General features: G+C 76.4%; 21 protein-coding genes. 10 read left to right on the forward strand and 11 right to left on the reverse strand.

Annotated elements, in window-relative coordinates; translation table 11 throughout:
• Positions 1–31: 31 nt before the first annotated feature.
• The gene (locus tag ACRYM6_RS03390) at positions 32–676 is read left to right on the forward strand and encodes a CDP-alcohol phosphatidyltransferase family protein (RefSeq protein ID WP_432541233.1); all 645 of its coding nucleotides are present in this window, start codon (positions 32–34) and stop codon (positions 674–676) included.
• On the opposite strand, the gene ACRYM6_RS03395 is transcribed toward ACRYM6_RS03390, so the two are convergent.
• The 8 genes from ACRYM6_RS03395 to ACRYM6_RS03430 all read right to left on the reverse strand — a co-directional run bounded on the left by ACRYM6_RS03395 (position 673) and on the right by ACRYM6_RS03430 (position 7,672).
• Entirely contained in the window at positions 673–2,139 is a 1,467-nt protein-coding gene (locus tag ACRYM6_RS03395) for a phytoene desaturase family protein (RefSeq protein ID WP_432541157.1), read from the reverse strand. The two genes, ACRYM6_RS03390 and ACRYM6_RS03395, sit on opposite strands and share 4 nt — an antisense overlap.
• Positions 2,136–3,239: a glycosyltransferase family 2 protein gene (locus tag ACRYM6_RS03400; protein ID WP_432541159.1), complete on the reverse strand. Its 1,104-nt coding sequence runs from the start codon at positions 3,237–3,239 to the stop codon at positions 2,136–2,138. The genes ACRYM6_RS03395 and ACRYM6_RS03400 overlap by 4 nt, the downstream gene beginning before the upstream one ends.
• The gene (locus ACRYM6_RS03405; protein ID WP_432541160.1) at positions 3,236–4,021 is read right to left on the reverse strand and encodes a carotenoid biosynthesis protein; all 786 of its coding nucleotides are present in this window, start codon (positions 4,019–4,021) and stop codon (positions 3,236–3,238) included. Before ACRYM6_RS03405 ends, ACRYM6_RS03400 begins: the two co-directional genes overlap by 4 nt.
• A 65-nt stretch (positions 4,022–4,086) precedes the next feature.
• Positions 4,087–4,788, reverse strand: a complete 702-nt coding sequence (locus ACRYM6_RS03410; RefSeq protein WP_432541162.1) for a monooxygenase — start codon at positions 4,786–4,788, stop codon at positions 4,087–4,089.
• A 9-nt stretch (positions 4,789–4,797) separates the two neighbouring features.
• Entirely contained in the window at positions 4,798–5,613 is an 816-nt protein-coding gene (locus tag ACRYM6_RS03415; protein WP_432541164.1) for an alpha/beta fold hydrolase, read from the reverse strand.
• On the reverse strand, positions 5,610–6,158 hold the full coding sequence (locus ACRYM6_RS03420) for an aminoacyl-tRNA deacylase (RefSeq protein WP_432541166.1): 549 nt from the start codon (positions 6,156–6,158) through the stop codon (positions 5,610–5,612). The genes ACRYM6_RS03415 and ACRYM6_RS03420 overlap by 4 nt, the downstream gene beginning before the upstream one ends.
• Positions 6,159–6,224: 66 nt before the next feature.
• The gene (locus ACRYM6_RS03425; RefSeq protein ID WP_432541167.1) at positions 6,225–6,674 is read right to left on the reverse strand and encodes a hypothetical protein; all 450 of its coding nucleotides are present in this window, start codon (positions 6,672–6,674) and stop codon (positions 6,225–6,227) included.
• Positions 6,675–7,060: 386 nt separating this feature from the next.
• Positions 7,061–7,672 carry a DUF6318 family protein gene (locus ACRYM6_RS03430; RefSeq protein WP_432541168.1) on the reverse strand — a complete coding sequence of 204 codons (612 nt, stop codon included), beginning with the start codon at positions 7,670–7,672 and terminating at the stop codon, positions 7,061–7,063.
• 353 nt (positions 7,673–8,025) lie between these two features.
• Between ACRYM6_RS03430 and ACRYM6_RS03435 the strand changes: the two genes are divergently transcribed.
• The 6 genes from ACRYM6_RS03435 (at position 8,026) to ACRYM6_RS03460 (ending at position 15,698) form a co-directional block, all read left to right on the forward strand.
• A complete protein-coding gene (locus tag ACRYM6_RS03435; RefSeq protein ID WP_432541170.1) occupies positions 8,026–8,442 on the forward strand; it encodes a DUF6504 family protein in 417 nt (138 codons plus the stop codon).
• A 43-nt stretch (positions 8,443–8,485) separates the two neighbouring features.
• Complete coding sequence (locus ACRYM6_RS03440) at positions 8,486–8,920, forward strand: SAV_6107 family HEPN domain-containing protein (RefSeq protein ID WP_432541172.1); 435 nt, start codon at positions 8,486–8,488, stop codon at positions 8,918–8,920.
• Positions 8,921–8,999: 79 nt separating this feature from the next.
• Positions 9,000–12,929 (forward strand): DNA polymerase III subunit alpha, encoded by a 3,930-nt coding sequence (locus tag ACRYM6_RS03445; protein ID WP_432541173.1) that lies wholly within the window; start codon positions 9,000–9,002, stop codon positions 12,927–12,929.
• A 166-nt stretch (positions 12,930–13,095) separates the two neighbouring features.
• Complete coding sequence (locus tag ACRYM6_RS03450; protein WP_432541175.1) at positions 13,096–13,839, forward strand: methyltransferase domain-containing protein; 744 nt, start codon at positions 13,096–13,098, stop codon at positions 13,837–13,839.
• Between the two features lie 33 nt (positions 13,840–13,872).
• Positions 13,873–15,099 carry a DNA polymerase IV gene (gene dinB / locus ACRYM6_RS03455; RefSeq protein ID WP_432541176.1) on the forward strand — a complete coding sequence of 409 codons (1,227 nt, stop codon included), beginning with the start codon at positions 13,873–13,875 and terminating at the stop codon, positions 15,097–15,099.
• A gap of 200 nt (positions 15,100–15,299) precedes the next feature.
• Positions 15,300–15,698: a DUF3040 domain-containing protein gene (locus ACRYM6_RS03460; protein WP_432511940.1), complete on the forward strand. Its 399-nt coding sequence runs from the start codon at positions 15,300–15,302 to the stop codon at positions 15,696–15,698.
• A 177-nt stretch (positions 15,699–15,875) separates the two neighbouring features.
• On the opposite strand, the gene ACRYM6_RS03465 is transcribed toward ACRYM6_RS03460, so the two are convergent.
• The 3 genes from ACRYM6_RS03465 to ACRYM6_RS03475 are packed head-to-tail and all read right to left on the reverse strand — an operon-like array spanning position 15,876 to position 20,466.
• Positions 15,876–18,179, reverse strand: coding sequence for a transglutaminase family protein (locus ACRYM6_RS03465; protein ID WP_432541178.1), 2,304 nt, complete (start codon positions 18,177–18,179; stop codon positions 15,876–15,878).
• Entirely contained in the window at positions 18,176–19,495 is a 1,320-nt protein-coding gene (locus ACRYM6_RS03470) for a DUF58 domain-containing protein (protein WP_432541179.1), read from the reverse strand. Before ACRYM6_RS03470 ends, ACRYM6_RS03465 begins: the two co-directional genes overlap by 4 nt.
• Positions 19,492–20,466: an AAA family ATPase gene (locus tag ACRYM6_RS03475; protein ID WP_432541235.1), complete on the reverse strand. Its 975-nt coding sequence runs from the start codon at positions 20,464–20,466 to the stop codon at positions 19,492–19,494. Before ACRYM6_RS03475 ends, ACRYM6_RS03470 begins: the two co-directional genes overlap by 4 nt.
• Before the next feature lie 508 nt (positions 20,467–20,974).
• On the opposite strand from ACRYM6_RS03475, the gene mraZ reads away from it, so the two are divergent.
• The 3 genes from mraZ (at position 20,975) to ACRYM6_RS03490 (ending at position 23,194) form a co-directional block, all read left to right on the forward strand.
• Entirely contained in the window at positions 20,975–21,406 is a 432-nt protein-coding gene (mraZ, locus tag ACRYM6_RS03480; protein ID WP_432511944.1) for a division/cell wall cluster transcriptional repressor MraZ, read from the forward strand.
• 196 nt (positions 21,407–21,602) lie between these two features.
• Positions 21,603–22,754 carry a 16S rRNA (cytosine(1402)-N(4))-methyltransferase RsmH gene (rsmH, locus tag ACRYM6_RS03485; RefSeq protein WP_432541237.1) on the forward strand — a complete coding sequence of 384 codons (1,152 nt, stop codon included), beginning with the start codon at positions 21,603–21,605 and terminating at the stop codon, positions 22,752–22,754.
• Entirely contained in the window at positions 22,754–23,194 is a 441-nt protein-coding gene (locus ACRYM6_RS03490; protein WP_432541180.1) for a hypothetical protein, read from the forward strand. Before rsmH ends, ACRYM6_RS03490 begins: the two co-directional genes overlap by 1 nt.
• The last annotated feature ends 26 nt before the right edge of the window (positions 23,195–23,220 follow it).

Raw genomic sequence — 23,220 nt, forward strand, 5'->3', positions numbered from 1 at the left:
AGGGGTGGGTCCTACCGTGGGCGTCGTGGTGATGGACCGGGAGGCGTACCTGCGGCGCTGGAGCGCGCTGCACGGCGGCGCGCACGCCAACGCGCTCGTGCGCGGCTGGCTCGGCGGCGCGCACGCGCTCGCGCGGCCGATGGCGGGCGCGGGCGTCCCGCCCGCCGCGATCACCCTCGCCGGGGCGCTGCTCGCCGTCGCCGCCGCGCTGCTCGCCGTCGTCGGCGGGCGCGGCGGGTCCGCCGCGGTCGTGGCGGGTCTGCTGCTGGCCGCGGCCGGGGTCTTCGACAACCTCGACGGGGCCGTCGCGGTCATGACCGACCGCACCTCCCGGCGCGGGGCGCTGCTCGACGCCACCTGCGACCGCGTCGGCGACGCCGCCTGCGCCGTGGTCCTGTGGGCCTGCGGGGCACCGGCCTGGCTGGTCCTACTCGCCGGTGGTCTCGCCCAGCTGCAGGAGTACGTGCGCGCCCGGGGCCAGGGCCTCGGCGTCGACGACGTCGCGATCGTCTCCGTCGCCGAGCGCCCCGTGCGGCTGGCCCTCGCCGCCAGCTCCGCCATCGCCACCGCGATCGTCGTCTGGCTCGACTGGGCCACCCTCGGCGCCGGGGTGTGGGCCGTGCTCGGGGTCATCGGGTTCGTCCAGGTCGTCACCGCCGTCGGGCGCCGGCTCTAGGGCGCCCCGACCAGGTCCGCGACGATGCGGGCCGACAGCCCCACCAGCGGCAGCCCGCCACCGGGGTGGGCCGTCCCGCCGACCAGGAACAGGCCGGGCACGGGGGAGCGGTTCGCCGGCCGCAGGAACGCCGACCGCGCCCCGTTGCTGGCGGTGCCGTAGATCGCCCCGCCGTCGCTGCCGGTCCGCTCGGCCAGGTCCGCGGGCGTGCGGACCTCGCTCCAGCGCACCCGGTCCCGCACGTCCAGGCCCCGGCGGGCCATCGTCGCGAGCACCAGCTCGGCGTGCCGGGCCACGAGCTCCCCGTCCCGCCAGTCCGTCCCCCCGCCGGGGTCGTGGACGGGGGCGTTGACCAGCACGAACCACGCCTCGGAGTCCTCGTCCGGGCGCAGCGCCGGGTCGTCGGGCGCGCTGACGTACACCGTCGGGTCCGCCACCGGCCGGCCCGCGGCCAGGTCGGCGAACTCCGCGTCGTAGTCCTCCGGGAACAGCACCGTGTGGTGCCGCAGCCCCGGCGTGCGGCCCTCCAGCGCCAGCAGCAGCACGAAGCCCGACGACGACCGCAACCGCCGGCGCGGCCGCAACCGCGGCCGGGGGAGCAGCTCGCCGTACAGCCCCGCCGCGTCCACCGCCGAGACCACGACGTCGGCCCGCACCCGGGTCCCGTCGGCCAGTTCCACCCCCGACGCCCGGCCCCCGGTCTCCAGGACCCGCACGACCGGGGTGTGCGTCCGGATCCGGGCCCCGCGCTCGCGCGCGCGCTCGGCGACCGCCTGCGCCAGCAGGTGCAGCCCACCGCGCACGTACCAGGCGCCGAAGGCCTGCTCCACGAACGGGACGGTCGCCAGCGCCGCCGGCGCCTTCGCCGGGTGCGACCCCGAGTACGTCGCGTACCGGTCCAGCAGCGTCCGCAGCCGGGGATCGCGCAGGTACGTCCGCCCCAGCCCCCGCAGCGACGACCACGGCGCCACCGTCCGCAGGGCGGAGGTGTCGCGCGCCAGCGCCAGCAGCGTGCGCGGGCCCTCCAGCGCCGACTCCAGGAACGGCTCGCGGGCCACGTCCCAGATCCGCGCCGCCCGCCGCTGGAACGCCGTCCACTGCGCCCCCGCCCCGCCGCCCAGGGCCTCGTCGAGGGCGCGCGCCACCGCCGGCAGGCCCCCGCCGGGCAGGTCGAGCTCCGTGCCGTCGCCGAACCGGTAGTGCGCCACCGGGTCCAGCGGGACCACGTCGAGGACGTCCTCGATCGGGGTGCCGGTCTTCAGGAACAGGTCCCGCTGGACCGCCGGCAGGGTCAGCAGCGACGGACCGGTGTCGAAGGAGAAGCCGTCCCGGCTGAACCAGCCCAGCTTCCCGCCGACCTCCGGGCCCTGCTCGAACACCTCGACGTCGTGACCCAGGGCCGCCAGCCGCGCCGCGGCCGACAACCCCCCGAACCCCGCGCCGACGACGACGACGCGGCTCACAGCTCCCGCCCCTTCCAGCGCAGCCCGCCCCGGTCCCGGCGGCGCCAGGAATCGGCCAGCAGCCCCAGCAGCACCGCGACCGAGGCCGGGTGCGCGAACGCGTCCGGCAGCGACCGGCCCCCGGTGCGCTCGGCCGCGGCGTACCGGCCGACGACCCCGGCGAGGTAGCCGACCGCGCCCGCGCGCGAGCCCCCCAGGGCCGCGACCGGCGGCAGCAGGTACGTCACCGCCAGCCCCGCGCCGACCGCGACCGCCGCCGGCCGCGAGCCGAACGCCGACCACAGCGACTTCGCGTACCCCGCGCGCAGCTCGGCCCACCCCCGGTACATCCGGCACGTCCCCAGCGCCGTCCCGTCGACGACACCACCGCGACCCCCCGCCGCCTTCACCGCCCGCACCAGCGCCAGGTCCTCCAGCACCTCGCCCCGCACCGACCCGTGCCCCCCGGCGCGGCGGTACGCCGCGGCGTCCACCACGAGGAACTGCCCGTTGGCCGCCGCCAGCGAGGGCCGCGCGGACACCTCGGCCCGCCGCAGCGGCAGCGTCGTCAGCCACGACCACTGCAGCAGCGGCTGGACCAGGCGCTCGCTCCACGTCAGCGCCAGCTGCCGCGGGTACGGGCACACCACGTCCAGCCCCGCACCCCGCAGCAGCTCCACGGCCGCCGCCACCGCGTGCGGGGCCAGGACCACGTCGGCGTCCACGAACACCAGCACGTCGCCGCGCGCCCGCCGCGCCAGCACGTGGCAGGCGTGCGTCTTGCCCAGCCAGCCCGGCGGTGGTCCCTCGCCGCGCAGCAGCCGCACCCGCGGGTCACCGGCCGCGACCGCCTCGACGACGGCCGCGGTGCGGTCGGAGGAGTCGTCGTCGAGGACGAGGACCTCGTAGTCCGGCAGCTGCACCTGGTCGAGCAACGACGTCAGGCACTCCCGGACGACGTCCTCCTCGTCGCGGGCGGGCACCAGGACGCTGACCCGGCCCGGGACCGGCGGCGGGTCGAGCGAGGGCACCCGCAGGGCCCGGGCGTTCAGCAGCGAGTGGACCGTCAGCGCGACGGCGCTCGCCGACCCCGCCCACGTCAGGGCCCGCAGCGGCCTCACCGGCCCGACACCAGCGACCGCAGGTACGGCAGGACCGTCAGCCCCATCGCGACCCCGCCGTAGGCGGCGACCACGGGACGGCGGAAGAACGCCGCGTTGGCCAGCGTCGACCCGAGCCACGTCCAGCCGAGCAGGGCCGCCGGCACGGTCTGCGGGGTCGCCCGCTCGGCGGGCAGGGCCCGGTGCAGGGCCGCGCACATCACGGCCGAGGTCAGCAACCAGCCCGCGTAGTTGGACAGCGGGATCCCCGGGACCCCCGGCAGGTGCGGCCTCGGCGTCCCGAAGGTCCAGTGCCCCGCGGCGGTCATCTGCGGGTCGAGGAAGAGGTCCCAGGAGGCGAGCGTCCAGGCGGCGGCCGCGACGGTGACGACGTCCCGGCGCGCCCCCGGGAGGTCCCTCGCCAGGTGCCGCCCCAGCCGGACCGCGGGGTGCGCGAGCATCGTCCAGGCCAGCGGCACCACCACGGGCACGCCCAGGACCTGCGGGCCGAGGGTCCCGGCGTAGCGGTACCGGCCGAACGGCAGGCCCGTGCGGGTCCCGACCGCCTCCGCGGCCAGCCCCAGCCCGCCGGCGACCGCGAGCGTCGTCGCCGCCGCGCGCAGGCCGCCGCGCCGGGCCGCGTCGGCGACCGAGGCGGCGGCGAAGGCCGCGACCGACCCGATGGTGGTGCGCCGCAGGGCTTCCCCGCGCAGCAGCGGGTAGGCCACCTGGGACAGGACGGCACCCCCCGCGAGGGCGCCGGGCAGGACTCCGGTGAGCGTTCGGGCGCGGGGGGAGAGCACGTCCAGCACTCTAGGGACGCAGTGCGACACCGGCCGCGCGGGGCCCGGGAGCGCGCCGGGCCACCTCACGGGGTCCGGCCGCCCAGGGTGCCGCGCACCCCCACGACGTCGAACCGCGCGAACAGCTCCTCGGCGTACCAGCCCTCCCGCGGGGTGCGGACCATGACGTCGCGGTGCGCGGCCCCCCGGTGGGCGAACTCGCGCAGCGCCCGCGTGGAGTCCCACAGCGAGAACGTGCCCTGGAACCCCAGCGGGGCCTCACCGATCCCGAACGCGCAGCGCAGGCCCGGCACCGCGTGCAGCTCGGCGGCCACCGGCGGCACCGCCCGCCAGAACGAGGCGGCCCGGTGCGGGCGCAGGCGGGCGCGGGTGATGGAGGCCACCGGCCCGTCGCCGTCCGCCGCGGGGCCGGACCCCGAGCCGCCGAAGGGCTCGCGCCCCGACCAGCGACCGCGGCTGCTGCGCGGCGCGAGCCGGAACTGGGCGCGCTCGCGGGCGATGCCGGCCCACGCCCGGGCCGGTCGCGAGGTCTCGAACCGTTCGGCGTCGGCGGGGGAGTCCCACGCCACCAGGGCCGCCCAGCGCAGCGGGTCGGCGTCCCGGACGGTGAAGGTGCGGCCGTCGCCGGTGCCCAGGAGCTTGGCGAAGCGGGCCCCGGGCAGCCGGGGCAGGACCGGGCGGTCGGCGGCCATCCGCCACAGGGCGCGGGGGACGTCCTGCGCCGCAACGGTCCAGACGTCGAGCGTGACGAGCTGCGGGGCGGGCACCGGGTGAGGCTACCCGGGGACGGTGGTGCCGACCTGTTCGCGCACCACCACCGCGCAGTCGGCCGGCCGGTCCCACGGCGGGACGTGCCCGCACTCGGGCCAGACGATCCACCGCGCGTGCGCCGGGGCCGCCTCCCGGCGGCAGAACTGCGGGGGGAGCACCCTGTCCCGGCCGCCCGCGACGACCGTCACCGGTGCGCGGACGTCCTCGGCGCCGGTGAAGGCCCCCGCGGCGATGCCGGCGTCGGCGGCCACGTACCCGGGGGCCGTCGCGATGGCGGCCAGCGCGTCGCGGACGACCTCGACGGGCAGGCTGCGCGGTGCCGTGCTCGTCGCGGCCAGCGCGATCGTCACCCCGACCCGGGTGGTCGCGACCCGGCCGGGCAGCCGCCCGGCGAGCCGGGCGAACTGCTGCCCCGTCGGCAGCAGCGGCGGGCGGCGACGGGGCGTGGTCCACAACCCCGCGGGCGTGAAGGCCGTCACGTCGGCGACGGCGCCGTCCCGTTCCCCGGCCGCCGCCTCCAGGGTGATCCAGCCCCCCAGGGAGTGCCCCACCAGGTGCACCGGTTCCCCCTGCGCCGCGGCGAACCGCCGCAGCCGCGCCCCCAGGGCGCGGGGCGTCATGCTCTCCGGGGGGACCGGCGGGGCGCCCCCGTGACCGGGCAGGTCCACTAGGACGACCCGGTGGTCGGCGGCCAGGTGCGGCACCATCAGCGACCACGCCGAGGCGGCTCCGCCCAGGCCGTGCACGAGCACCAGGAGCGGGCGGGCGGGGTCGGACGACCCCGTGCGGTGGACGGCGAACCCCTCGATCAGCTCGGTCATCCGAGTTCGACGGGGTGGCCCCCCGTCAGGCGCAGGAGCTCGTCGTAGCGGGTGCGGAAGACGGCGTGCGGGTGGCCCGCCGGCACCCACACGTCCTGGTGCGGGGCCAGGGCGACGTCGACGAACGTCGGCAACGGCTCCGACAGGCCCAGGGGGGACGCCGAGCCCAGGACCGACCCGGTGCGCCGCAGGACGTCCGTGTCGTCGTCGCGGAACAGCTCCGGTTCGCACAGCACGGCCGCCAGCGCGGGGAGGAACAACGGGTGGGCCGCGGAGGAGATGACGAACAGGTGGCGGTCGTCGCGGGTGCGCAGGACCGCCGTGGCGGCGATCGCCGCCACCGGCACCCGCAGGTGCCGCGCCAGCGCGGCGGTGTCCCCCGGGGGGACCGGCACCTCCCGGACCTCACCGGCCGCGTCCAGGTCCAGCAGCGCTCCCGCCGTGCACTCGACGGCGGGCACGTGCAGCACGGAGGGCCGGTCGGAGGGGGCGGTCGTCAGGGAACCACCGCCCGTGGCCGGTTCCTGACGCGGCATCCACCTCATGCACCCTCAGCGTAGAACCGTTCCCGTTCCCCGTCGCCCCGAGCGGCCCGGTGGCCGGGGAGCGCCTCACCCCTCCTCGGCCACCAGCACGTTGCTCCCGCTGAGGACGTGCACGCCCACGGCCGGGGACGTCGTGGTCGCGGTCCCCTCGATGGGGCGGTAGGGCAGCCCGGCGATCGTGTACTCCCCGGACCAGGTGGTCGTGAGGGTGATCGCGCGGTCGCCGGGCTCGGTGTACGCGTGGGTCAGCGTCTGGTGCGGGTACGGCCGCCCCGGGTCGCTCGTCGGCCCGATCCTCCGCCCGTCCCCGAGGTCCCACGTCCAGCTGGTCGGGGTGGCGCGGATCGTGACCGGGAACCCCAGCACGGTCGTGTCCCGGGTGACCGTCCCGCCGGTGGTGTGCAGCACCAGGGGGACGTTCAGGATCGCCTCCCCGGTGCCCGGCTGCAGGTGCACCGGGCTGGGCGGCAGGCCGACCCGGCGCAGGTCGGAGACCGTGACGGCCGGGATGACCACGGGCTGACCCGCTGGGGCGTCGCTCGTGCACCGCGTTCCGTCGTTGGTCCAGCGGGCCTGCCCTGCGACCTGGATCCACGTCGTGGCGAAGGTCTGCCCCGGGGGGCACGTGTTGTCGGAGGCGCCGCAATAGTTGTCGTTGCGGAAGCCCTCCGGGCTGTTGCCGCCGCAGGCGGGCGTGCGTACGACGGTGACGGGCTGACCCGTCTTCCCGCCTCTAGCTGTTCTCCTGGGGGGCTGCGCTCCGCTTCCCGGATGCCTCTGCCAAGCACCGACCTTGACGCCATCGCCGTCCGCGTGGGCGCGGTCCGAGACCGAGGCGTGCGCGTTCGCGGGTGCCATCAGTGCAACTAGCAGGACTGCCGGAGCTACCGGCGTGATCGCTCTCACTCCACCTCCCGCACGGCCCAACGACCCTCGATCCACTTCAACCAGAGATAACCCGTGAGTTCTGGCGCTGCCGGGACGTCTTCGATCAAAGTGCCGTCCGAGCGGAGGAGCTGGTGCGCTGGCCGAGAGAGTTCGACGTCCATGTCGGTCTCTCCCGCTTCTGGATCCCAGGAGAGGATTCGCGTCCCGTGGAACTCCAAGATCGTTCCAGTGCTGACGTACCCCGCCTCTCGATAGGCGTCGATCTCATCGGCGTATGCCGCGCACCCGGTGCAGTCCTCGGTTGAGATGCGACGAAGCAGGGTCGAATCGCCTGTCTCTCTGGCGTGGTTCATCACGTGCTCGAAGTACGCCGCGAAGGCGCTCGCGCCGTCCGGAGTGAAGGTTTTGCTGAGCTCGCTCTGCGGTGGAGCAGGAGGAAGGGCCTCCGCCGAGGGGCGGGTTCCAAAGCTTGCAGTTCCGGCTTCTCCTGGCCGTTCAGTGCTTGTCGTGTCGGACCCTGCCGCAATGGGTGCCTGCGGCGCGGCTTCCTCGTTCGAACACCCGACGAGCAGTCCGAGGCACACGAGCCCGGTGGCGGTCGCGGTGAGGGGACGGAGCTGGATCACCGGCGCACGCTCCCACGTTCCCCGGGTCGCCGGGGGCGCCGGACGGCGCGCTGTGGACAACCTGTCGGCCGTTCGGGTGACGGTCCGGGAGGGGCCCCGGCCGGGTCACCCTCGGCGCTCGGACCGCGACTCCCCGTCGTGTGGACAACCCGTTCGGCGTTGACGGACGCCGAGGGCCGTGGTGTAGCTTCGAGGTGTGTTCGAACCGGTGTTCGAACACGACGAGGCCACTCGCGGTGCGGTCCGGTGGGAGGGGAAGCTCCCCGGGCCGCACCCGGGTGCGTCCTCGCGGGCCGCTTCCCCCGGCTCACCGCGCCGCGCGGTCCGCCGCGGCGCCGGCTCGAGTGGGGAGGGTGACGAAGGTGCGACGGTTCTCCGACGAGGTGCACGTCCGGTCCGGCGAACTGGCCGAGGGGGGCCGGGGTCCGGTCCAGTTCATCTGGCGCGGCAGGCTCTACGTGGTCCGCGAGGTCCTGTCCCGCTGGCGCGAGCGCAGCGCCTGGTGGGAGCACGCCGCGATCGCCGCCGTCCACGGCGACGCCACCGACCCCGGCGCCACCCGGGACCGTCGCGCGCGTCCCGTCCTGGAGATCGGCGACCTCGAGCGTGAGGTCTTCCGCGTGGAGGCCGGTTCCGGCCGCACCGGCGGCTGGGGCGTCTACGACCTGGCCCGGCCGGTGGCGCCGGGGACGGCGGTCGTGTCGGAGGTCGCTGGTAGTTCTTCCTCCGAAGCGTCGGAGGACTGGCAGTTGCTGCGGGTCAGCGACTGAGGCCGTCGACGAGAACCGATCAGACCGACCGGAGGTGCACGCGATGTCCACCCGCTTCGACGTCCCCGCTGGCGTCCCCCGTCCGCTGACGACGGCCGCTCTCGACCTCCTCGCCCGCTGCGAGGACGAACTGCTCACCGCGCTGCGCGCCGAGGACGTGGCCGAGCGGTACGTCCACGCCCACCTGGCCGCGCTCCGGGCCGGGGCCGCGCTCGTCGCGCTCAACGGCCGCCCCGCGCGGGGTCGTCGCGGCGGGGGTCCGCGCAGCGTGTGGGAGATGCTGCCCGCCTTCGACCCGGCGTTGCAGGGTTGGGCGGACCGGTTCGCGCTGACCGCCTCCGTCCGCGCGGCCGTCGAGGCGGGCCGCGTCGGGGTCGTGGACGCGGCGGCGGCCGACGACCTGCTCGCCGACGCCGAACGGTTCCACCGCGTGGTCGAGTCGATGCTCGGGCTGAGCGCCCTGCCGATCGCCGGCTGACCCCGCGGCGCCGCCGCTCCGGACCGCAGAACCAGGACCCACCCGGTCTTCCCCACGGGCACGTTCCGAAGGACGTCCCATGACCGCCCCACGCACCACCCCGTTCCCGCACCTGCACGTCGCGTCGGCGTACTCGTTGCGCTACGGGACCTCGACCCCCGCCGACCTCGTCTCCCGGGCGGCCGACCTCGGGATGTCGACCGTGGCCCTGACCGACCGCGACGGCCTGTACGGGGCGGTGAAGTTCGTCCGGGCCTGCGAGCGGGCCGGTCTCGCCCCCGTCCTCGGGGTCGACCTGGCCACCGCACCCACCGGGCTGGCCGACGACCTCCCCGGATGGGCCGACCCCTCGGTCCGCCTGCGGCGCGGGCCCGCGCGGACCCCTGCCCGGGGCGGCCCGGTGGTCGACCCGCGGTTCCCCCGCGCCACCGTCCTCGCGCTGGGGGCCGGCGACTGCGGCGCGGGCAACGGGTGGGCGGCGCTGTGCCGGCTGGTGAGCGCGACGCACCTCGGCGGGGAGCGCGGGAAACCCGTCAGCAGCCTGGAACTCGTCGGTTCCCACGCGGACGGGCCCAGCGGGCGCCCCGCCCTGGCCGTCCTGCTCGGCCCGGACTCCGAACTGGGGCGGGCGGTGCTCGCCCGGCGCGACGACCTGGCCCGCGCCGTCCTGCGGGCCTGGCGCGAGGTCCTCCCGGACGGTTCCCTGCACGTGGAGGTCGTCTGCCACCACGCCCCCCCGGGGACGGCCCGCAGCGTCGAGCACGCCGCCCGGGTGCTCGCCCTCGCGCGCGCCGCGGGGGTTCCCGCCGTGCTCACCGCGGCGGTGCGCTCGGCCGGCCCGGACGGCGCGCTGACCGCCGACCTGCTCGACGCGATCCGCCGGCTGGTGCCGCTGGGGGCCCGGCACACCGACCGGGTCAACGGCCAGGGGCACCTCGTGCCCACCCCCGGCATGGTGCGCACGGCGGTCGAGGTCGCCCGCGCCGCGGGTGACCCGGCCGCCGCCGCCGAACTCCTGGAGGCCACCCACCACCTCGCCGGACGGGCCCGGCAGGACCCCGCGAGCGACCTCGGTGTCGGGACCCACCACCTGCCCGACCCCGCCGCGCTCGGGCTGCGCGAGGACGCCGACCGGGACGCCGTCCTCGCCGCGCGGTGCGAGGCGGGGATCGCCCACCGGTACCCGGGCGCCGACCGCGGGCTCGAGAGGCGGGTCCGGGACCGCCTCGACCACGAACTCGCGATCGTCCGGACGACGGGGTTCGCCAGCTACTTCCTCACCGTCGCCGACGTCTGCGACCTCACCCGGGCGATGGGGGTCCGGGTCGCCGCCCGCGGTTCGGGCGCGGGCAGCATCGTCAACCACCTGCTGCGCGTCTCCGACGTCGAACCGCTCCAGCACCGCCTGCTCGTGGAACGGTTCCTCAACCCCCTGCGCCGGCAGTTGCCGGACATCGACCTCGACGTCGAGTCCGCCCGGCGCGAGGACGTCTACGCCGCGATCCTCGACCGGTTCGGGGCCGAGCGCGTGACCTGCGTCTCGATGATGGACAGCTACCGGGTCCGGCACGCCGTCCGCGACGTCGGCGCCGCGCTCGGACTGCCCCCCGGTGAGGTCGACGCCATCGCGACCTCGTTCCCGCACCTGCGCGCCCGCGACGCCCGCACCGCCATCGCCGAACTGCCCGAGCTCCGGCGCAGCGGCCTGGCCGAGGAACGCCTCGAGGTGTTCTTCGACCTCGTCGGGCGCCTCGACGGCCTGCCCCGGCACGTCGCCCTGCACCCCTGCGGCGTCGTGCTGTCCAACCCCGGCCTCCTGGGACGGATCCCGGTGGAGGCCAGCTGGAAGGGCTTCCCGATGAGCCAGTTCGACAAGGACGACGTCGAGGACCTGGGTCTGCTGAAGCTCGACGTCCTGGGGATCCGGATGCAGTCCGCGATGGCCCACGCCGTCCGGGAGGTCGCCCGGGTCGAGCAGGTCGAGGTGGACCTCGACGACCGCGGTCAGGTCCCCCTCGACGACCCCTCCACCTACGAGCTCATCCGGTCCACCCGGACCCTGGGGTGCTTCCAGATCGAGTCCCCGGGGCAGCGCGAACTGATCGGGAAGTTCGGGCCGCGGACCTTCGACGACGTCATCGTCGACATCTCCCTGTTCCGCCCCGGCCCGGTGAAGTCCGACATGGTCACCCCGTTCCTGGAGGTCCGGCAGGGCTGGGCCGCGCCCGACCACCTCGACGAGCGGCTGGCGCACGTCCTGGGACCCACCGGCGGGGTCGTCGTCTTCCACGAGCAGGTCATCGAGATCATCCGGGCCACCACCGGGCACGACCTGGCCCGGTCCGACGAGTACCGCCGCCACCTGGGGACCCGGGCCGGGCAGGAGGAGGTGGAACCGCAGTTCCGCCGGCTGGCCCTGGAGCGCGGTTACCCCCCGGCGACGGTCGACCGGATCTGGGACGTCCTCACCGCGTTCGCCTCGTTCGGCTTCTGCAAGGCGCACGCGGCGGCCTTCGCCCTCCCGACGTACCAGTCGGCGTGGCTCAAGGCGCACCACCCGGCGGCGTTCCTCGCGGGCGTCCTCACCCACGACCCGGGCATGTACCCCAAGCGGCTGATCCTCGACGACGCGCGGAACCTCGGCATCACCGTCCTCGGCCTCGACGTCAACGCCTCCGGCGACACCTACCGCGTCGAGAGGACCGACCCCCCCGAACCCCTCCCCGGCGACACCCTCGACCCCTGGCTCGGCGGTGGCGGCGCGCGCAACGCCGACGGCCTGGGGGAGGGCGTCGCGGACGGCACGGGTTTCGGGATCCGGCTCTCGCTCACCGACGTCAAGGGGATCTCGGCGGCGGAGGTGACGCGCCTCGTCGCCGGGCAGCCGTACCGGTCCCTGGCCGACCTGTGGCAGCGGGCGCGGCCGTCCCGGCCGGTCGCCGAACGCCTCGTCCTGGCCGGTGCGCTGGACTCCCTGCACGGCATGCGTCCGCTGGACCGCGTCGGTGCCCCCGCCCCCCGCCGCGGGAAGACCACCCGGCGCGACCTCCTCCTGCAGGTCGCCGAGCTGGAGCGCTGGAGCCGGTCCGGCGCGAACGGCTCCGCCCCGCGGCGGGCGGCGCGCCCGGCGCGCGGGCCCCTGGACGTCCGCGCCGCCGCCGCGGCCCAGTCGCGGGCGGCCCGTCCCGTCGACGACTCCGCCGGGGCGGTCCAGCTGGCCCTCGACCTCGGCGGGGCTCCCGAGGAGGTCGCCGTCAGCGGGCTGCCCGAGATGACCGGCCCCGAACGGGTCCGCGCCGAGCTCGACGTGCTCGGCCTGGACGTCAGCGCCCACGTCGTGGACCCCTACGTCCCGCTGCTGCGAGCCCTGGGGGTCACCCCGGCCCGGGAGCTGCGGTCGCGGCGCAGCAGGGCCGAGGTCCTCGTCGGCGGGGTCAAGGTCGCCACCCAGACCCCACCGGTCCGCTCCGGCCGGCGGGTCGTCTTCCTCACCCTCGACGACACCACCGGACCGGTCGACGCGACGTTCTTCGAGGACGCGCAGGGCCCCTACGCCGCGACGGTCTTTCACTCCTGGCTGCTCCTGGTGCGCGGGGTGCTGCGCCGGACCGGCCCGCGGGGGGTGTCCCTGCGGGCCACGGGCGCCTGGGAGCTGCCGGTGCTGCAGGAGGCATGGACCGCCGGTGGGGTCGACGCGGTCCACGCGCTCCTCGCCGCCGCCCCCGACCCGCGGTACTCGCACGCCGCCGCCGGGGCCGCGGCCGCCAGCAGGTCCAGCCGGCCGGTGGTGGTCCCCCCGCCCCTCGGGGACCGGGGGTCCTCGGCGCCGGGCCCGGGTGCCCGGCGGGTGCTGGTGCACGCCAGCGGCTTCCTGCAGTCGCCCTACGCCGACCTGCGGCCCGCGGGGGAGGACCCCCGCAACTCCCGTGCCCTCGGCCGGGTGGAGGGCGCCGGGGACGTCCCCGACCGCAAGCTGTGGCACTCCAGCTCCGGCAGCTCGGGGCGGTGACCCCGACGGTGACCCCGCCGGTGGCCGCAGCGGCGACCTCGGCGGCGAGCGCGGCGGCGACCACGGCGAGCGCGGCGACCGCGGCCGGTACGGCGCGCGGGCCCCTCCTCGCGGGGTGTCTAGGGTGGGGACGCGCAGCACCACCCGCACGAGGCTGGAGGAACGAGTGGCGAAGGACCGGGGTCGCCCCCGCACGTCGACGGTTCTCTGGGAGGGGGTCCAGCGGCTGCTCACCGAAGCCGCCGCCGACCGGGGCGGCGACGAGCTCGCCGTCGTCGACCTCGGTGGTGGTACGGGCGGGCTGGCCGTGCGCGTCGCCGGTCTCGGGCACCGCGTCGTCGTCGTCGACCCCTCGCCCGACGCCCTCGCCGCGCTGGAGCGCCGCACCGTCGAGGCCGGCCTGTCGGACCGGGTCCGCTCCGTCCAGGGGGACGCGACCGAGCTGTCCGACCTGCTCGCCCCCGGCAGCGCCGACGTCCTGCTGTGCCACGGCGTCCTGGAGGTCGTCGACGACCCGGTCGCGGCCCTGCGCGCCGCCCACGACACCCTGCGCCCCGGGGGGCGGCTCAGCCTCCTCGTCGCGCAGTGGCCCGCGAGCGTGCTCTCGCGCGTCCTGGCCGGTCAGCTCGCCCAGGCCCTGCACGTCCTGTCGGACGAGGGGCGGCGCTGGAGCCCCCACGACCCGCTGCGCCGCCGGTTCGACCGGGCCGGCGCGACGGCGCTGGCCGAGCAGGGGGGTTTCACCGTCACCGCGGTCGAAGGCACCCGCACGTTCAGCGACCTCGTGCCCCCGGCCAGCGCCGAGTCCGACGACGACCGCGCCCTGCTGCAGCAGCTGGAGTCGCTGGCCGCGGCGGAGGAGGAGCTCCTCGTCCTGGCCGCTCAGCTGCACCTGCACGCGACCCGCTGACGCCCCCGCGGCGGCGGGCCGGGGCGGGACCCGGTGAGCCGCCGCCCGGTGCCGCGCCCCGGCACTCCCGGGGGGTGGGGCCTGGACCGCGACGACACCGGGTGCACCGTGCTGCACGTCGACATGGACGCCTTCTACGCCTCGGTCGAGCTGCTGCGCCGTCCCGACCTCGTCGGGACGCCGGTCGTCGTCGGCGGCGGGAACCGCGGTGTCGTCCTGTCGGCGACCTACGAGGCCCGCCGGTTCGGGGTGCACGCGGCCATGCCGATGGCCCGCGCCCGACGGCTGTGCCCGGCGGCCACCGTCCTCGCCCCGCACCACGAGGACTACGCGCGGATCTCGGCCGGGGTCATGGAGGTCTTCCGCTCGGTCACCCCCCTCGTGGAGCCGCTCAGCCTCGACGAGGCGTTCCTGGACGTCGCCGGCGCGGTGCGCCGGCTCGGCAGCCCCGCCCGGATCGGGGAACTGCTGCGCGCGCGGATCGCCGACGAGCAGGGCATCACCTGCTCGGTGGGCGTCGCGTCGACGAAGTTCGTCGCGAAGCTCGCCTCCGGCGGGGCCAAGCCGGACGGTCTGCTCGTCGTCCCGCACGCCCAGACGGTCACCTTCCTGCACGCGCTGCCCGTCGGCGCCCTGTGGGGGGTGGGGGAGCGCACCGAGGAGGCCCTCACCCGCCTCGGTCTGCGCACCGTCGCCGACATCGCGCACACCCCCGTGGCGACCCTGACCCGGGGGCTGGGGGAGGCGACCGGCCGCCACCTGCACGCCCTGGCCTGGGGCCGGGACGAGCGGCGGGTCGTCGCCGCCGTCCCCGAGCGCAGCATCGGGTCCGAGGAGACCTTCCCCCGCGACGTCGACGACCCCCGGCACGTCCACCGGGAGCTGCTGCGCCTGGCCGAGCGGACCGCCGCCCGCGCCCGGGCGCAGGGGCTGGCCGGCCGGACGGTCGTCCTGAAGGTCCGGTTCTCCGACTTCACGACGATCACCCGGTCCCGGACCCTGCGGGAACGCACCGACGTCACGCGGGAGATCCACGCCACCGCCCGGGACCTGTTCGACGGGCTGGGTCTGGAACGCGCCCGGTTGCGGCTGGTCGGGGTCCGCCTCGAGGGGCTGGCGGACTCCGCCACCGCTCCCCGTCAGCTGGTCCTCGGCGAACGGGCTCACGGCTGGCGCGAAGCCGACGGGGCGGTGGACCGGGCCGGGGCCCGCTTCGGGGCGGGCAGTGTGAGACCCGCCACCCTGCTGCCGCCCCCCTGACCGGTCCGTGCCGGTCAGCAGGGCCGTGACCTGCGGTGGAACCCATCCCGGTGCTGTGTCGTTCCCCCGGCGGAGGGACGAGACACGCCAACCGCACTGCAGCACCAGCGGGTGTGAGGGACGATGTGGTAGGTCGAGTTTCGCCCACCGCCGCAGGGACATATCCTTGGACGACAACGTGCGCACGCCAGGAGGTACAGGTGCCGCTCTCGGAACATGAGCAGCGTCTGCTCGAGCAGATGGAACGTGCGCTGTCCGCGGACGATCCCAAGTTCGCCAACGCCATGAAGGGCTCCCGTCACGGACGCGCCGCCAAGCGGCGCCTCCTCGTCGGCATCGCTGCCGTCGTGGTGGGTCTCGTGCTCCTGATCATCGGGGCCAGCACGAGTCAGATCTGGCTGGGAGCAGGCGGTTTCATCGTCATGCTCGCCGGCACGATCTGGGCCTTCTCGCCGGCTCGGGGAACCCACGGCACGGCCAGCGGGCAGCCTCCCACCACGGGTGCACCGCGCCCGCCGCGACCGGGCCGGTCACGACGGAGCGGTTCGTTCATGGAACGTCTCGAGCAGCGATGGGACCGCCGACGCGGTCAGTGGTGATCGTTCCCCGCCCCGTCCGACGGGGTGGGGACCGGAACGAGGAACGGGCGCCGTGGGACTCCACGGCGCCCGTTCCTCGTTCCCGGCCGCCCCGACAGGTCCCGGAGCCGGAGGACCCGGCGCCCCGGCGGCCTCCCGCCGGGACGCCGGGCGGTCCGGGACGCCGGGCGGTGGGGGTCAGTCGCGGTCCCACCAGTCCAGCGCCCGCCGCACCCCGGCCATCGGCAGCAGCCGGGCCCGCCACCGCAGCCACCGCGGCCGACCCGCCGCCACCGCCTCGACGACGACGTCGACGTGCGAGCGCACGAGCCGCCCCGTCTGGCTCGCCGTCCGCTGCTCGACCATGACCCCGCCGGCCGGGACGTGGCCGCCGCTCCCGAACCGGGCGCCCTCGACCGCGGCCAGCAGCCGGCTCAGCTCGTCCGCCGCCGGTGACCCCGGCTCGGTGAACTCCGACAGGGTCGCCGCGCGCCGGCGCGGCGTCGTGGAGGCCGGCCAGCGCAGGCCGAGGTCGTGCACCCGGTCCTCCAGTTCCTCCCACGCGGCTTCCGCCGACCCCGCGGCTTCCGCCGACCCCGCGGCGTCGCCGACCCCCGCCCAGCGCCGTCGAGACACCCACGAGGAGGACACCCGCGGCGTCAGCGCGGCGACCACCAGGAGCAGCGCTCCCAGGACCCACCCCCAGGGCAGGGCCAGGAACCGGTCCCACCCGGTGGGTTCGGCCTGCGCCGCGGGGTCCGCCGTCGCGGAGGTCGACGTCGTCGCCGACCCGGCCGGTGCGCTCGCCGCGGCGCTGGGCAGCGGCGCGTTGGCCGACGCGGCCGGGGCCGAGGGGATCGGCTGCAGCGGCTGGGTGTACGCCGGGGACTGCCCGGTGCGGGTCGCCGGGGTCGGCTCGAAGCGCGTCCAGCCGACCCCCTCGAAGTACAGCTCCGGCCAGGCGTGCGCGTCCTGCGCGCTGATCCGGTAGCGCCCCGGGGAGGTCTCCTCCCCGGGCAGGAAGCCGATGGCCACCCGGGCCGGGATGTCCAACGAGCGGGCCATCACCGCCATCGCGGAGGCGAACTGCACGCAGAAGCCCGACTTCTCGGCCAGGAACGTCGCGACCGCGTTCGTCCCGCCGTCGTTCGGCGCCGTCGTGGAGTACGCGAAACCGCCGCTGGAGCGGAAGTAGCGCTGCAGGGCCGCGGCCCGCTCGTACGGGTCGCGGGCCCCGGCGGTCACCTGCTGGGCGGTCTCGGTGACGATCGCGGGCAGCTCGGGCAGTTCGGTGTACCGGTTCTGGACCTCCTCCGGCGCGCCCGAGGCCGACCGCAGCTCGCCCTCGGTCGGCTGGACCTCCAGGTGCGTGACCGCGTACTGCCGTCCCCGGGTGGTCTCCCCGTCCCCGACGACGTTGAGGCTGTCGGTCTCGTAGAGCCACTCGCCCGCGATGTCGACGCGCAGCGCCGGGTACGGCAGCGGCAGGTACGTCTGGTCCAGCCCGCGGATGGAGATCGACGTCGACCGGACGACCGAGGAGTCCCGCACGGCGTCGGACAGCCCCGGCGCCGGGGTCAGCCCGTCCTGCACCCGCTGGCTGCGGGGGATGTCGCCCCCGGTGCTGGGGGCCCAGGTCTCGCCGTCGAAGACGTCCGCCGTGACGATCCGCAACGGCGAGGGGTCCGGCTCGTCGGTCTCGTAGGTGACGATCGTCGCGGACGAGCGGGCCCCGAGCGAGGCCTTGAGGTTCAGGATGGGGTTGATCACCGCGATGGTGTCCCCCGGGCCGGTGTCGATCGTCAGGGGCCGCTCGTCCAGTCCCGGAACCGCCGCCGGGACGGCCACGGCCGCGACGAGCGCGACGGCCGCCGTGGCGCCCGCGGTCACCCCGGCGACGGTCCGCGGTCGACCGGAGCGGCCGGGGGCCGACCGCCAGACGGCGGTGCGCCCGCCGGCCAGCAGCACCAGGTACGGGATGCCGACGGCCACGAAGGCCAGGGCCCCGTACCCGCCGGGGGCCAGCGCCAGCGGGACGGCCATCACCGCCAGCAGGGGCAGGCCGGCCAGGGCCGGCCGGCGCAGCGTCACGGCGAACAGGTCCACGGCCAGGGCCACCAGCCCGGCCCCGGCGACCAGCAGCAGGCGCAGCCCGCGCAGGTCCACGGCCGGGACGCTGTAGCGCTGGATGACCTGGACCCCGTCGGTCGCGAGCGTCGCGAGGCGCTCGAACGTCGCGGGGGTGGGCACGACGCCGACCAGGGCCGTGCCGCCGCCGAAGAGGACCACCAGGACGCCCAGCAGGACGACGGCCTGCACCACGACGGCCACCGCGCGGCGGTGCAGGAGACCGCGCACGAGCAGCCCGGCCCCCGCGACGGCGCACACGGCCCCGAGGGCCCCGACCATCCAGCCGGAGGAGACGACCAGGGGCCGCATGCCGGCGACGGCGGCGGCGCTGGCGGCGGCGGCCCAGAGGGCGGCTCGGGCGCTGCGGGTCACGGGGCGACCTCCCGGGAGGACGGGGCCCCGGGAGCCGGGGCCGGTGGTGGGGTGGACGGGCCGCCGCGCGAACCGGGGCGGGTCAGGCGGGACCACACGTCGGGGACGCCGTCGTGCGGCCCGGCCACCGCGGTGCGCCAGCCGGCGCGGGCGAGCACGAGCCGGGCCCGCTCCAGGCCCGGGGACGGCTCGTCGGCACCGGCCCAGCTCCCAGTGTGCAACAGCACCGCCAGGGCGGGGACGCCCAGGGGGCGGGCGGCGAGCAAGGGGGCCACGTCGTCCTCGTCGACGCGACCGAGGACGGCGACCAGGAGCGTCGACTCCGCCCGGCCCAGCTCGGCGGTGGAGCGGGCCAGGCCGTCGGCCCCGCCGGGGCGCAGGCGGGCCAGGGACCGCATGAGCCCGCGCACGGCGGACGTCTCGTCGAGCTCGCGGGGCGGGTCGTAGGCGCCGTCGTGCAGGAGCCGTACGCGGTGCCGGCGCCGCTGCAGGTGCGCGGCGGCGGAGGCGGCCGCGCTGATGCCCCACTCCAGCGACGAGCCCGCGCCGCGGCCGGCGTGGGCCTGTGCGCGGGTGTCGAGCAGGACCACGACGTCGGGCCGGCCGGGGTGCTCGTCGGAGCGGACCATGACCGCGCCGCGGCGGGCGGTGGAGCGCCAGTGCACGCGGCGCAGGTCGTCGCCCACCCGGTACTCGCGGATCGAGACGTCGTCGGGGGCGGCGGCCGCCGAGGCGCTCGCCGAGGAACCGCGGGCGCCGCCCAGCTCGCCGAGCGCCACCTCCGACAGCGGGTGCACCCGGGGCAGCACGTCGAGCGTGACCGAGCTCCCGACGACGCGGTGGGCGCGGACGAGGCCGAAGACGTCGAGGGCGACGAGGCGGGCGGGACCGAGGGTGTAGGAGCCGCGCGCCTCCGCCCTGACCCTGTACTCCAGGTCGAAGGTGTCGCCCTCGTGCACGCGGGGGACCGCGAGGCGGGCCGTCCCGCCCAGGGCCAGCGGGGCGGGGTCCTCCACGACGAGCCGCACCCCGGCCCGGCCGCCGGCGGTCAGGTGCAGCCGGACCGGGCTCGTGGACCCGGCCTCCACCAGCTCGTCCTTCGACCTCGACACGAGGTCGAGGGTCCGGACGGCCCGCGCGGTGGACCACAGCGCGACCGCCACCAGCACCAGCACCAGCACGCCGACCCGCAGGACGTCGCGCTGCCCCAGGGCGGCACCGCCGACGACGGCCACGAGCCCCACGGCCGCGAAGGCCCACCCCCGCGCCGTGGGGCGGGCGAGCGCCCGGGAGCCGCCGGCGGGTGGCGTGCTCACCGCGGGGAGGGCAGGGCCGTGGTGCGCAGCACGTCCCGGACGACGTCCGCCCCGTCGCGGCCGGCCAGCAGCGCGTCGGCGGTCAGCAGCAGGCGGTGGGCGACGACGGGCACGGCCAGGGCCTGCACGTCGTCCGGCAGGACGTGGTCGCGCCCCTCCAGGGCGGCGCGGGAGCGGGCCGCGCGCAGCAGGTGCAGGGCGGCGCGGGGGGAGGCCCCCAGCCGCAGGTCGGGGTGGGCGCGGGTGCGGCGCACGAGGTCCACGACGTACTGCTTGAGCGCGTCGGCGGCGTGCACGCCGCGCACGGCCCGCGACAGCGCCCGCACCTCGGCGACGTCCACGACGGCCCCCACCTCGTCCAGCGGGTCGGTGGCCCCGTGCTCGCTGAGCATCGTGAGCTCGGCCTCGGCGGAGGGGTAGCCCATCGAGATGCGGGCCATGAAGCGGTCGCGCTGGGCCTCCGGCAGCGGGTACGTCCCGTCCATCTCAACGGGGTTCTGGGTCGCGAAGACGATGAAGGGCCGATCCAGGCGCCACGTGGTGCCGTCGACGGTGACCTGCCCCTCCTCCATGCACTCCAGCAGCGCGGACTGCGTCTTGGGGGAGGCGCGGTTGATCTCGTCCCCGATGACGACGTTGGCGAAGACCGCCCCGGGGCGGAACTCGAAGGCGGCGCGCTCCTGGTTCCAGATGCTGGACCCGGTCACGTCGCTGGGCAGCAGGTCGGGGGTGAACTGGATGCGCCGGACGGTGCCCTCGACGGCCCGGGCCAGCGACTTGGCCAGCATCGTCTTGCCGACGCCGGGGACGTCCTCGACGAGCAGGTGGCCCTCGGCGAACAGGACGGTCAGCGCGAGCCGCACGGTGTCGTCCTTGCCCTGGATGACCCGGTCGACGGCTGCGGCCAGCGCGTCGGCGGTCCCGCGCAGCCGTTCGAGCGCGGCCGGCAGCTCCCGGGCGTCCAGCGGCAGGGGGTCGGCGGGGTGTGAGCCGGGAAGTGCGCTCGTCGTGGTCACGTGCCCTCGTCTCGTTCGGTGGACGTCCGCGGGTCCGAACGTCCGGGGGCGACGCCCCGTGCCCGCCCACCGGGCCGCGGGGACCGGCGTCCGGGCACCGGCGCCGGACGCCCCCACTCTGCCCCACGGGGCACCCCCCGCGCCCGTTCACCGCCGGACCTGTCCCACCCCCCCGCCCCCGCGCCCCCCACTTCCCTCCACGGGAGCGCCCCGGGGCGCTCCGGAGCCGCTCCAGGAGGGGTCCGGGGGGCCTCACCGGCGGACGGTGGTCGTTCACGGCCGCGAGGGCCCCCCACCGCGCCCCACCTCTCTGACCTGCGCCGACGCGCAGTCACGCCGTCACTCTGGGTCGACTGACGTTGACGGTGGAGGAAAGTGGAGTACCGTGGAGGAGTGCGGTCCACACCGGACCGGACAGCAGGGCTCGACGAGGACGACAAGACCGTCCGGTGGGGGTTGCGCGGTGTTCCTGGGCACCCACACCCCCCGTCTGGACGACAAGGGGCGGTTGATCCTCCCGGCGCGCTTCCGGGACCAGCTGCTCGACGGACTGGTCATCACCCGGGGGCAGGACCGCTGCCTCTTCATCTTCACCATGCAGGAGTTCCAGCAGATGCACGAGGAGCTGCGGCGGGCGCCGCTCACCAGCAAGGAGGCACGCGACTACCAGCGCGTCTTCCTGTCGGGTGCCTCGAGCGAGATGCCGGACAAGCAGGGCCGCTTCACCATCCCACCGAACCTGCGGCAGTACGCGGGCCTGGACCGGGACGTCGCCGTCATCGGCGCCGGCAGCCGGGTCGAGGTCTGGGACGCCCCGACCTGGGACGCCTACCTGGCAGGTGCGGAGACCTCCTTCGCCGAACGCGACGGGGAGGTCCTGCCCGGGATCCTCTGATCCCCTCCCGAGCCCGACCGGGCTCGGGGGAACCGCCGGACGCGGCCTCCAGCCGCTCGGACCCGGCGGTCCTGACACCACTTCCCCGGTGCCAGGGCCGACGGGCACGAGCGGATGGGGACCGGGCCCGACGGCGCACGACGGCAGGACACGGGACAGGGAACGGCTCGGGCGGGTGGAGCAGGGGGTGGGCACGGTGGGCGAGCAGCGTCCCGTCGCCACCGCGCCCCGGGACGGTTCCGCCGACGACCTCGCCGCGCACGCCGCCGCCCGGCACGCCTCCGTGCTGCTCGCGCGCTGCACCGAGGTCCTGTCCCCGGCCCTGACCCGCCCGGGCGCCGTCAGCGTCGACCTCACCCTGGGCATGGGCGGGCACGCCGCCGACCTCCTGCGCCGCCACCCCGGTCTGCACGTGGTCGGCATGGACCGCGACCCGCAGGCGCTGGAACTGGCCGCGCACCGCCTGCACGAGTTCGCCGGCCGGGTCACCTTCGTGCACAGCGTCTCGGACCGGTTCACCGACGCGCTCGACGAACTCGGCCTCGACGAGGTCGACGCCGTGTTCCTCGACCTCGGGGTGTCCTCCCTCCAGCTCGACGACGACGAGCGGGGTTTCTCCTACGCGCGCGACACCGCGCTGGACATGCGCATGGACCCCACCACGGGACCGACGGCCGCCGACCTGCTGAACACCCTGTCGCACGGCGAGCTGACGCGGGTCCTGCGGGTGTACGGCGAGGAGAAGTTCGCCCCGCGGATCGCGTCGGCCGTCCTGCGCGAACGGGCGGCCGAACCCTTCACGAACTCCGCGCGACTCGTGGACCTGGTGCGCGCCAACGTCCCTGCCGCCGCCCGCCGCACCGGGGGGAACCCCGCCAAGCGGACCTTCCAGGCGTTGCGGATCGCCGTGAACGACGAACTCGGGGTCGTCGAGCGCACCCTGCCGGCGGCCTTCGAGCGACTCGCGCCCGACGGCCGGCTCGCCGTCCTGACGTTCCACTCCCTCGAGGACCGCATCACCAAGAACGTCCTGCGCGAACTGTCCACGAGTTCCGCGCCCCCGGACCTGCCGTTCGTCCCCGCCGGTTCCGGGCCCCGGGCCGAACTCCTCACCCGCGGGGGCGAACAGGCCGACGAGGACGAACTCGCGGAGAATCCCCGCGCGGCCTCGGCGCGCCTGCGTGCGGTGCGCCGGCTGCCGGACGAGGATCGAGACGGTTCCACCGGTCGCGGTCCAGGACGGGGCGCCCCGGGGAACCGCCGCCCGCAGTCGACGACGAAGAACCCCCGCCCGCACCAGCACCTCGAGCCGGACGAGCCCGGCACGACCGACGGAAGGACGCCGTGATGAGCCAGCCCCTGATCGCGGCCCGGAACGCTCCGGTCCGCCAGCTCAAGACGTCCCCGGACGCCCGTCCCGAACTCCAGGTCATCGCCCCGCCCGTCCGGCCCCGGCTGCGGCTGCCGCTCCCGGTCGCCTGCGTCGTGCTGCTGACCCTCGGGCTGCTCGGGCTGCTCATGACGAACATCGCCATCGCCGGCGACGCGTACGAGATCACCGACCTGCAGGTGACGTCCGGGCGCATCGCCGACCAGCAGCAGGCCGTCGCGGAGTCCCTCGCCCGGCAGTCCTCGCCCGAGCAGCTCGCCGCCCGCGCCGCCGAGCTCGGGATGGTCCCCGCGCCCGACGCGGTGCACCTGACGAGCTCGGGCGCGGTGGGCGAGGCCACCCCCGCTCCCACGCCGTCCGCCACCGCCGGGACCCAGGGCCGGACCCCGGCGAACTGACCGCAGCCGCCCACCCGTCCCGAGTC

Source organism: Kineococcus rugosus (genome assembly GCF_050871975.1).
Classification (GTDB): Bacteria; Actinomycetota; Actinomycetes; order Actinomycetales; family Kineococcaceae; genus Kineococcus.

Excerpts from the sequence above, each read along its gene's own strand:
- ACRYM6_RS03440 (WP_432541172.1), top strand. The coding sequence starts at position 8,486 with ATGTCCACCCGCTTCGACGTCCCCGCTGGCGTCCCCCGTCCGCTGACG.
- ACRYM6_RS03390 (WP_432541233.1), top strand. The coding sequence starts at position 32 with ATGGACCGGGAGGCGTACCTGCGGCGCTGGAGCGCGCTGCACGGCGGC.
- ACRYM6_RS03445 (WP_432541173.1), top strand. The coding sequence starts at position 9,000 with ATGACCGCCCCACGCACCACCCCGTTCCCGCACCTGCACGTCGCGTCG.
- ACRYM6_RS03420 (WP_432541166.1), bottom strand. The coding sequence starts at position 6,158 with ATGAGGTGGATGCCGCGTCAGGAACCGGCCACGGGCGGTGGTTCCCTG.
- ACRYM6_RS03490 (WP_432541180.1), top strand. The coding sequence starts at position 22,754 with ATGAGCCAGCCCCTGATCGCGGCCCGGAACGCTCCGGTCCGCCAGCTC.
- ACRYM6_RS03415 (WP_432541164.1), bottom strand. The coding sequence starts at position 5,613 with ATGACCGAGCTGATCGAGGGGTTCGCCGTCCACCGCACGGGGTCGTCC.